This is a genomic window from Mesorhizobium sp. M7A.T.Ca.US.000.02.2.1 (assembly GCF_003996995.1).
Classification (GTDB): Bacteria; Pseudomonadota; Alphaproteobacteria; order Rhizobiales; family Rhizobiaceae; genus Mesorhizobium.
The window spans coordinates 1-8,617 of sequence record NZ_RZTT01000267.1 but is presented as its reverse complement, the minus strand read 5'-3'; the positions used below and the strand labels follow the sequence as shown (position 1 = coordinate 8,617).

Sequence of the window (8,617 nt, the reverse complement as noted above, 5' to 3'; positions counted from 1 at the left end):
GGGCCAGTCGTGATTGAGGTCAATCCGCGTCTTGGTGGCAGTGTCCAAACGATTGAGGCGGCTCACGGTATCGATCTTGTCACCGAACACATCAAGCTCGTGATCGGCGAGGAATGGAATTTGCACAAGAGGCATTCGCATGTTGCGACCGCCCGGCTCCTGATTCCTGATCGCGATGGTATCCTGGATTGGATCGATGGCGAAAGTCGAGCGGCTGCCATACCAGGCGTCGTCGAGGCGAAACTGTATATTAAACCCAAGACGCCGATCGTCAGGAAAGGCGATTACCGAGACTACATCGGATATGTCCTCGCCGCATCACCCAGCCGTGCTCGGACAAACGCAATAGTTCAGCGTGCCGTTGATTCAATTCGTTGGTCGATCACACCATTTCCAATGGAACAGGAACAATTAGCGACCTCTCATGTCTCCGCACCTGCGCAGGTGCCCTCGGGTGAAGGGTAATCATCGCCAAACATTGGGGCAATTGAGAGCACGAGAGAGACGGGGCTTCTGACAGGATCGCCAGCAAGGAAAACATCAGCCGCATGTCCGCTCGACGACTGTCTCATGGCGCGCGGCTATATTCAGCGGCGCTTTGCAGCTACGGTTTCCCCAATGCGCTGCCAATGACGCGTCGGAACTGAAGAAGTCAATCGCGGCGTAGTCGCCGCACTCATCGAGTTAATGCAAAGATGCTCAACGTCTCGAAGCCGAGGGCCTCGACCTTAGCGTGTCAATGAAGTTCTCGGCGTTGTCATTGGCCTACCGATCCTGTCAGACCTTCGGCAAGAACAGCCGGTAGATACCTGCAGCACACTGCGAGCCGTGACCATGAATGAGGAATTGGGTTTGGAGTTGGTCTTCTCCGATTGGTGGCAGCTATCAACGCAGCGACCGTCAGGCGCACAGCCGACAATCAAGCGCGACCAAGCATCGAGGAGCACGGCGACGTAGACGAAGCAGGTCGGCAGCGCGACATAGCATGCCGCAAGCCCAGAGCTGGTCCGGACCGGCCGGTATGATCTGCTTCACCAGATTCGGAAGGTTGGCCAAAGCGCGCCACATCTTTGCTGCAGATCATGCGCGCATAGGCGCCGGATCTTGTTGGGGTTCACGTCGATGCCTTCGCTAACTGCCGACGCGCAATAGCCGTAGAACTCGGACGCGTCGCAGATCGCGAACATCGCCCCGAGTGCGGGCGCCATCGATCCGCTTATACGACGGTCATGGTAGGTCGAGAGCGATGCCATCAGTCGGCATCTTCCGCGCTGGAGATCTTGGGACCTACACGCTGGCGCTGCGCTTTTCAGAGCTCCCTCTAGTAACTCCAGTCCCAACGACGAGCCGCTGAAGAGCAGCAGTTCGGGCCTCCTATTCGCGCCCTGAGATGCTGCGCGTTCAGAGCGCATAGTCTTCCGGTGCGACCGCTTCGCTCGTCAGGTGGCCCTCAGTGATGTAATCTGTAATTATGCGGGCCGACCCGCAGGCCATCGTCCAGCCGAGCGGCCCATGGCCGGTGTTCAGGAACAGATTGCTGTAGCGGGTCGGGCCGATCACAGGGGGACCGCCCGGCGTCATCGGGCGCAGGCCGCTCCAGTTTAGAACGGAGTCGGCATTCACGTGGTCCTTGAGCTCCGGCAGCATTCTAAAGCCATCGTCAAGGACGCGCATCCCTTCTTTGATGTCTACCGTGGTATCGTAGCCGGCGAACTCGGCGCGACCGCCCAGCCGCAGGCGATCACCCATAGGCGTGATCATCGCATGGAGGCCATCGTCCATGATCGGACGTGTCGGCCCTCCTTGCCAGCCGTTTAAGGGAACGGTGATCGAATAACCCTTTACTGGAATGATCGGCAGATGAATGCCGAGCCTGCTCGAGAGGTTTGGGCTGTAGCTACCAAGCGACAGAACGAAGGCGTCCGCCTGGATCTCTCCCTTGGTCGTATGAATATGTGAAATTTTCGTCGCGCTTCCCCGCTTGATATCGAGGACTTCGGTGTCCATCAAGAACTTTGCGCCACACGCCTGTGCCACTCGCGCGATCTCTTTTGTGAACTTGTGAGCATCACCGCTTTCATCATCAGGGAACAGAACAGCGCCGGCGTATCGGTCGATGACCGGCGCGACGCAGGGTTCCTTTTCTAGGATCTGAGCCTTGTCGAGCTTCTCCAAGACCACGCCCCATTCTTCCATCTCCCGGCACATCTGGAGAAACTCGGACATCCGACCCTGAGGAGGGAACATTCGCATGGTTCCGCGGACGGTCTGGTCGTAAGTGAGCCCCTCTTCTGCGCGGATAGCACGCAGGGTCTCAAGGCTGAGCCGCGCGAGCCGGATGTTGGCGATCATGTTCGCCTTGTGCACACGGGTCCTGGAATTGGCGAAGAACTTGAGGCTCCAACCGATCATCGAAGGGACAGCGCGCGGTTTGATCTTCAGCGGCGAATTGGCGTCGAAGAGCATATTTCCGAGATTTTTCATCGTGCCGGGGGAGTTCCAAGGACTAGAGTCGCTTGGGTTCATCAGACCGCCGTTCGCGAAACTGGTTTCCATGCCGGGGCGGTCCCGACGATCAATCACGATGACGTCAAGGCCAGCCTTTGTCAGCATGTAGGCAGTCGTGCTTCCAATGACGCCAGCTCCCATAACAACAACTTTCATTCTCCGTGCCTGCCTTTCAGAAGTCTTTGTTCGGCTCTAATGGCCCAACCGTATTCGGGCCTAGCCACGCTGCGCCGGCGTTTGCAATCTGCGTCACCACGTTCTCATTCACCGACGGCTGATGCCAATACCGGCTCGAATTTTGGAATCGAGATATCATACGCAAAAGAGGCCAAGCGACTCGAGCGCAGTGACCTCGACCAGCATCAGTCGAAAGAGGCTCGGGCGCTGCACGCGGCGAGGTCGGCGCAGAACGGTCCGAAGATCACTTCCTACACGCGGCGGGCTCTGGCGAGCAACGGTGAGCTTTTACCTTAGTCGATTCTGTCAGGATCTTTCCAAGTTCTCCACTCGTAGTTGCGAAGTGTGATATACCCAGGTCCAGATCCTATCAGGTAGTTGGGATTGAGTGGCGTTTTGCCGAGCGGCGTGCAGATTACATATTGCGGCACGGCAAAACCGGTGGTGTGCCCACGCAAACTCTCAATAATGTGCAACCCGGTATTGATTGAAGTTCTGAAGTGCTCCGCGCCCCGGACCAAGTCCGCATGGTACAAATAGTATGGTCGCACACGCGCCATAAGGAGTTTGTGGACCAACTCTTTCATCACCTCGACCGAGTCGTTGATGCCTTTCAAGAGTACCGATTGGTTGCCCACCGGAACCCCCGCTTCAAGCAACCGTTCGATAGCGAGTTTCGCTTCAGGCGTGACCTCATTGGGGTGATTAAAGTGAGTATTAATCCATATTGGATGGTACTTTTTGATCATTTCACAGAACTCGGGCGTGATACGCTGTGGCATCGTTACAGGCGTTCGAGTGCCGATTCGAATTATCTGAACGTGCGGAAGATGCCTGAGCCTTGACAAGGCGTACTCTATCTTATTGTCGCCCATCATCAGCGGATCACCTCCACTTAACAGTACGTCCCGAATCTCTGGCCGCTCGGCTATATATGCTATTCCTTTGTCAATGAGATCTCGATTGCTGACGATCGCGTTTCGCCCCGCGCGAACCTTGCGTGAGCAGTGTCTGCAGTATATGGCACACAGATTGGTAATATGAAACAGTACGCGATCTGGATATCTATGAACGATGCAACTCACTTCGGTCTTCCCCTCCTTCCAAAGAGGGTTTTCGGAATCTACACCCGATCGGTGAAATGAGGCGAGCTGATCAATATGGAAGATATCGTCAAGTTCCTTGATGTTAGGGATAGCCTGTAGGCGAACTGGATCGTTTGGATCCTTCTTGTCGATCAGCGAGAGGTAATAGGGTGTTACCCGAAAAACATATTTTTCACCGACCTTGCGGAAAACTTCTTCTTCTTCCGCCGTAACATTTATATGGTCCTTCAATGCATCCAAAGTGGTTATGCTATTTGAAAGTTGCCAACGCCAGCTGTCCCATTCGCTGTTTCGCGTGTCTACTGCGGCCGTTTCTGCCACCATGCCACACCTCCATTCGAGTCACTTATCTGTAGATACATTCGCGATATGCGGTTGGCTCCGAGAAAATCAGTTCTCCGAACTAAATCCCGAAGTAGATGCCCTGGTATTCCGACTTTACCTTCTGGACGTTGGAGTACAAAGAGGTAATGACGGGTTCAAATCCTCAAGCCCCGGTAGATGGATTCGGCAATGGCCGCGCAGCTTCAATCTTAGTTAGCCGAAACGGCGCGCGCAGCGTAAAAATGGGCACCTCTGCCCAGCCGCACTCTCGAACGCTGTGCACTTCAAGCAACGTTCAAGAGCCTTTACATCTTTAGCCCCTGTGTTTCTGCGTGGGACGCGGATCCGCTTTAGGCCTAATCGGTGTCAAAAGCCTTTCGCATGCCGATCGGCGAGTGCCGGTTCGGGTCATCGAAAGTCAGATCCGCCGGCGAGATCTGCGCTAGTGTGTCACAGCCGCTCACCCGTTGCTCTTGCTTTATCAAGCACCTGGAAAGCCCAATAATGCGCGTTTTCCTCGTAGTATCTCGCATCGCTAAGACAAAGTGCCGGCATCAGAAGACCCGCATCCTGCAGACGCCGCACAGCATTTTCAAAGGATGTCGCCTCCGCATAGCTCTTGCGGGTGCTCGCGATGACGAAGCCGTTCGGGCGCGTGACGCGAGCCAGTTCGCGCAGTCCATCCGGTCGGGCATGCCTGTGCGTGAAGACGCCACAGCAGACCGTGACGTCATAGCTCGCGTTGGGGTATTCCGAGAGTGGACCGTTAAGGTCTACACCGCCTGTTACATGGCGGTAAATACGGGTCTGTCGGGCCTTTTCGGCCATCTCCTCGATCAGGTCGAACCCGTCGATCAACTGAAAGCCTAGACGTTGCAGCTGCAGACCGACAAGGCCCGTTCCACAGCCAGCGTCGAGGATTGTAACGGCTGCTCGCTCCTTGGCCAAATAGGCAGTCTGCACGGCTCCCGCCAGCTCTGCCACGACGATTGGCCCGCAATACCCCTGACTGCCGACATGGAGATCGTAGGTATCGGCCCGATCACGATAATACTCGGCTACGTAACCGACATCCGTGTCGAGTGCATGGGAACCTTTTTTTCGTGCGGTTTGGTCCATCGCGGACTTTTGATCGGGGATTTTCATGACGGTTCCTCCATTTAAGATCAGATTGGATGCAGCGCAGATCCCTTCGGCGGCGCAATGGCGCGGCAGATATTTTCCTCTGCCGTATCGGCGCATGAAAACCGGACCGAGCCACCGGGCGGTAAACCGTGCCGCTTCAAATTCTGGCTTACGGTCGTGCCGAGCATTTTGTCTCTCCTATGTGTCTGGGAACAAGCGTTGGCCGCCCTTTCCGCTCCGGTCGGCAGCTCCTGCCGGCCTACGAAGACAGAGTTTCAAAACTCGTGCCAACTGTCCGCAAAAGCGCCTAGAAAGATTATTCTGCTTACTTTGTAATGCCTTATGAGAGTTCAGCAGGAAGCCAGGCGTAAGCGCAGTGTCGGATACTCGACAGAACCCGACAGCAGGTGTCATCGCCCCGCATTGGATCCGCCCGGTCGCTGTAACCTCTTCCTTGTCAGGATCATGGCTCGTGCGGTGCGGCTTCAATTCCGCGTTTCCGCTCAGTTTGCGTATGGTCTAGGACAACAGCAGCGCCACGCGTCAACGATCAGCGCCTGGGGCGAGAAGTTTAGCCGGCACTTCGCCAACCAATTCCTCCGCCGCCTGATGTGGCACCAAATGGCATCTCGATGAAATCGTTACCACTCCCGGCCGGTGAGAAGCAGTGGCTTTTGGCGGTCTTCGAGCACCACGAGGATTGCTCCATCCAATCCGCTCTCTCCGAAGCGCTCCCAGCCCAAAGGCAGACCGCTAGCTAGCAGCCGTAATTTGTTGACTATTATTTTTTACGAAAACAATGCGCTAGAATTACGAAGGTAACAATAACTTATTGCAACTTGGTAGATCTCTTCTTGCCTATTCAAATCCGAAGGGGCATATCTTTTGTGAACAAAATGCCTGAGTGGAAGAACCATTGGGGTCCTCCTTAACGTGGACATTTCTGCGCGATCTCAGCTGCGAGAGCGAACGGGTGAGGATGCTGCGGGTCACGGCAAAGGACCGTCTTTGCCGCACGATCTGGGGACTTCTAAATAACGGGGAGATTGAAAATGTTTCTCAAAGCCGACGGAAGTGAAGTATGGCTGCAGAGCTCGGCAAGATTGCCGTATCTATCCCTTGCCGGCGTTATTGAATCCTCGGAGGACTACGTCGCAATTCGACCAAGGCTGCGTCGGGTTTACAAGCAGCTTTCGGGCATAGCCTCCGATGACGCGTTCCTTGTGCAGGAAATCGAGGACAGTGGCTCCTTGGTTTTCTGCGCCCGACCTGACAAGCACTGCGCCTTGCTGCTGCTGGGAAAATTTCATCGAGGCCGACAGAGTTGCACACCCTATGCTGTTCTCGAAAACCTCGTCGAAACGATCCGGAACAGTGCAGATGGAATCGGCGGGCAAGTCGGCGCGACCATCCGTTTCGACCTCGTGCAATCCGAGTTGGCGATGCGTGCCCGCTGAAGGAGAGGCCATTAGCCAGCATATGCGACGGCGGCCTCGCTAGCGAGGCTTCCCGCGCATCCCCGTTTGCGTACGGCAACGCTGGACGCCGACGATCCGGAACAGTTGTGCAGTGTACTGCGGGCAAATTCGCCGTGCTCGCGCGGTGCCGCTACGTCTAGCTGTCGGCATTGCCCGTGCTGCAGTTGCCGCCGGGGTGCATTATCTTGATCTGACCGAGGATGTCGGGAGTACGCGCCAGAGCAAAATGCTGGCCGCCGGTCCCACAATGCGTCCTCGCTCCGGCTTTATCTCGATCGTAGCGCATCATCTTACTGCCGGATTCGACCGTGTCGACGCGGTGCGGCTGCGCACGGGCGCTCTGCCAGAGTATCCAGCTAACGCGCGCTGCAGACAATCTGACCTGGAGCACCGATGGGGTGATCAACCGATTGCGAGCCTTGCGAGGCGATCGCCAATGGCCAACGTGTGGAAGTCCCAGCGCTTGAGGAGTACGAGGAGTTCTCTGTCGACGGCGCGCGGTATGAGGCTTTCAATACTTCCGGTGGTTTGGGCACACTATGCGATGCCCTGCAGGCCCGAGTGGGGACGCTGAATTATCGCAGTATCCGCTATCCAGGTCACGCCGCCCGAATGAAGGCGCTGCTTCACGATCTTCGTCTGAGCGAGGGCGTGAACTGTTGTCATTGTCAGCGGACACAAGCAGGGCCGCCGGATCCAGGAAACCTACTTCAACAAAATTTACTATCAGGTGATCAACGGCAAGCCGACGAGCGCATCCAGGCGACCACGGCGGCTGGCATCTGCGCACTGTGCTCGACCTGCTGGCTAACGGCCGGCTGCCGCAGCAGGGACTGATCTGCCAGGAGCAGATTAAGTTGCCGGAATTTCTGGCCAATCGCTTCGGCGCCCTTTATGCCTCTGCATCCGCTGCGCCACGGTCGTCCGAGAATCTGAGCTGCAACGCTCTCGTCCGTCTCGTCGACCGGTCCGTCGGGAATTGGCCGGCGTCGGCAGGGTCGCCGCTATCAATCAAGCCCGGCGGGTTCGCTCTGCCGAAGCGAGGCTTCGTCGCTTCGACCAGGCCGACGCCGAAAGCTCCGGCCAGCGAGCCAAATACCTTCTCTGTCGCCGGGTTGATCACCGGCAGATGTAATTCCGTCTTTCCATCACTACTAGTCTGCAGCTGCTGCTGACGAAAGCTCATAGCTCGCGGCGTGGCACATTGCATGCTCAGCTTGAGTGACTCAATAGGTCCAGACCAGTCGATATCCGGATCGTGGGGGTCGCGCCTCCACATTTTCATCACAATGGTAGCGGCGGTCGGCGTGGGCGCCCGCACTGACCGGCTAGCAGGTTCGATACTATTTGGCATGAAGGCGAACTGCGCCCGCATCACGGCTAAAGCGGCGCAAAACGGCTGCGCCACCAACAACCAGCATCAGCGTGAACGATGGAAACATGAGGAGGCATCCAGACCCAAATGGATTACCGTGGATTTCCCGGCGTATTGTTGTGCGAATGAGCAGCAGATATAGGTGTTTGATCCCAGATTTTGATGGGGCATCCTTGTCCTCCGAATCAAGGGATGCGCTATGGGCCAGGTTCTTCATGGGAGCGCCACGACGACAGAGGCGGTCCGTCGAGCGATACAGCATAGTCAAGAGAGCCTGAGGGCGCTGGCGAAGCGCTACGGGATCAACCAAAAGACTGTTGCCAAATGGCGGGACCGGACCTCGGTGGCAGATTTGCCGACCGGTCCGAGAGAGCCTAGATCGACAGTGCTCTTGCCTGAGGAGGAGGCCGTCATAGTCGCCTTCCGGCGCTACACTCTGTTGCCACTCGATGACTGCCTCTATGCCTTACAACCGACGATCCCACACCTGACGCGCTCATCACTGCATCGCTGCCTGCAGCGCC

The 8,617-nt window shown here is 56.5% G+C and carries 6 protein-coding genes and 3 pseudogenes; 4 read left to right on the top strand and 5 right to left on the bottom strand.

Annotated features, from left to right (window positions below):
- Positions 1-465: pseudogene (locus tag EOD15_RS22685) on the top strand (hypothetical protein); the annotation flags it as partial.
- A gap of 936 nt (positions 466-1,401) precedes the next feature.
- Here the strand turns inward: EOD15_RS22685 and EOD15_RS22680 are convergent.
- The 4 genes from EOD15_RS22680 to EOD15_RS35875 form a co-directional block, all read right to left on the bottom strand.
- Positions 1,402-2,664, bottom strand: coding sequence for a D-amino acid dehydrogenase (locus EOD15_RS22680; protein WP_127308881.1), 1,263 nt, complete (start codon positions 2,662-2,664; stop codon positions 1,402-1,404).
- A gap of 314 nt (positions 2,665-2,978) precedes the next feature.
- Positions 2,979-4,115: a KamA family radical SAM protein gene (locus tag EOD15_RS22675; RefSeq protein ID WP_127308882.1), complete on the bottom strand. Its 1,137-nt coding sequence runs from the start codon at positions 4,113-4,115 to the stop codon at positions 2,979-2,981.
- A gap of 450 nt (positions 4,116-4,565) precedes the next feature.
- Positions 4,566-5,261 carry a class I SAM-dependent methyltransferase gene (locus EOD15_RS22670; protein WP_127308883.1) on the bottom strand — a complete coding sequence of 232 codons (696 nt, stop codon included), beginning with the start codon at positions 5,259-5,261 and terminating at the stop codon, positions 4,566-4,568.
- A 20-nt stretch (positions 5,262-5,281) separates the two neighbouring features.
- Positions 5,282-5,428, bottom strand: coding sequence for a hypothetical protein (locus EOD15_RS35875; RefSeq protein WP_164761583.1), 147 nt, complete (start codon positions 5,426-5,428; stop codon positions 5,282-5,284).
- A gap of 864 nt (positions 5,429-6,292) precedes the next feature.
- On the opposite strand from EOD15_RS35875, the gene EOD15_RS22665 reads away from it, so the two are divergent.
- Entirely contained in the window at positions 6,293-6,697 is a 405-nt protein-coding gene (locus EOD15_RS22665) for a hypothetical protein (protein WP_127308884.1), read from the top strand.
- Between the two features lie 66 nt (positions 6,698-6,763).
- Positions 6,764-7,617, top strand: a pseudogene (locus EOD15_RS36885) (saccharopine dehydrogenase C-terminal domain-containing protein); the annotation flags it as partial.
- 444 nt (positions 7,618-8,061) lie between these two features.
- Here EOD15_RS36885 and EOD15_RS22655 read toward each other — a convergent pair.
- Positions 8,062-8,310 carry a hypothetical protein gene (locus EOD15_RS22655; protein WP_127308885.1) on the bottom strand — a complete coding sequence of 83 codons (249 nt, stop codon included), beginning with the start codon at positions 8,308-8,310 and terminating at the stop codon, positions 8,062-8,064.
- Between EOD15_RS22655 and EOD15_RS22650 the strand changes: the two are divergent.
- Positions 8,293-8,617 (top strand): annotated as a pseudogene (locus EOD15_RS22650) (IS481 family transposase); the annotation flags it as partial. The gene EOD15_RS22655 and the pseudogene EOD15_RS22650 sit on opposite strands and share 18 nt — an antisense overlap.

Coding starts and splice junctions, on each gene's coding strand:
- EOD15_RS35875 (WP_164761583.1), bottom strand. CDS start 5,428: ATGCTCGGCACGACCGTAAGCCAGAATTTGAAGCGGCACGGTTTACCG.
- EOD15_RS22680 (WP_127308881.1), bottom strand. CDS start 2,664: ATGAAAGTTGTTGTTATGGGAGCTGGCGTCATTGGAAGCACGACTGCC.
- EOD15_RS22665 (WP_127308884.1), top strand. CDS start 6,293: ATGTTTCTCAAAGCCGACGGAAGTGAAGTATGGCTGCAGAGCTCGGCA.
- EOD15_RS22670 (WP_127308883.1), bottom strand. CDS start 5,261: ATGAAAATCCCCGATCAAAAGTCCGCGATGGACCAAACCGCACGAAAA.
- EOD15_RS22655 (WP_127308885.1), bottom strand. CDS start 8,310: ATGAAGAACCTGGCCCATAGCGCATCCCTTGATTCGGAGGACAAGGAT.
- EOD15_RS22675 (WP_127308882.1), bottom strand. CDS start 4,115: ATGGTGGCAGAAACGGCCGCAGTAGACACGCGAAACAGCGAATGGGAC.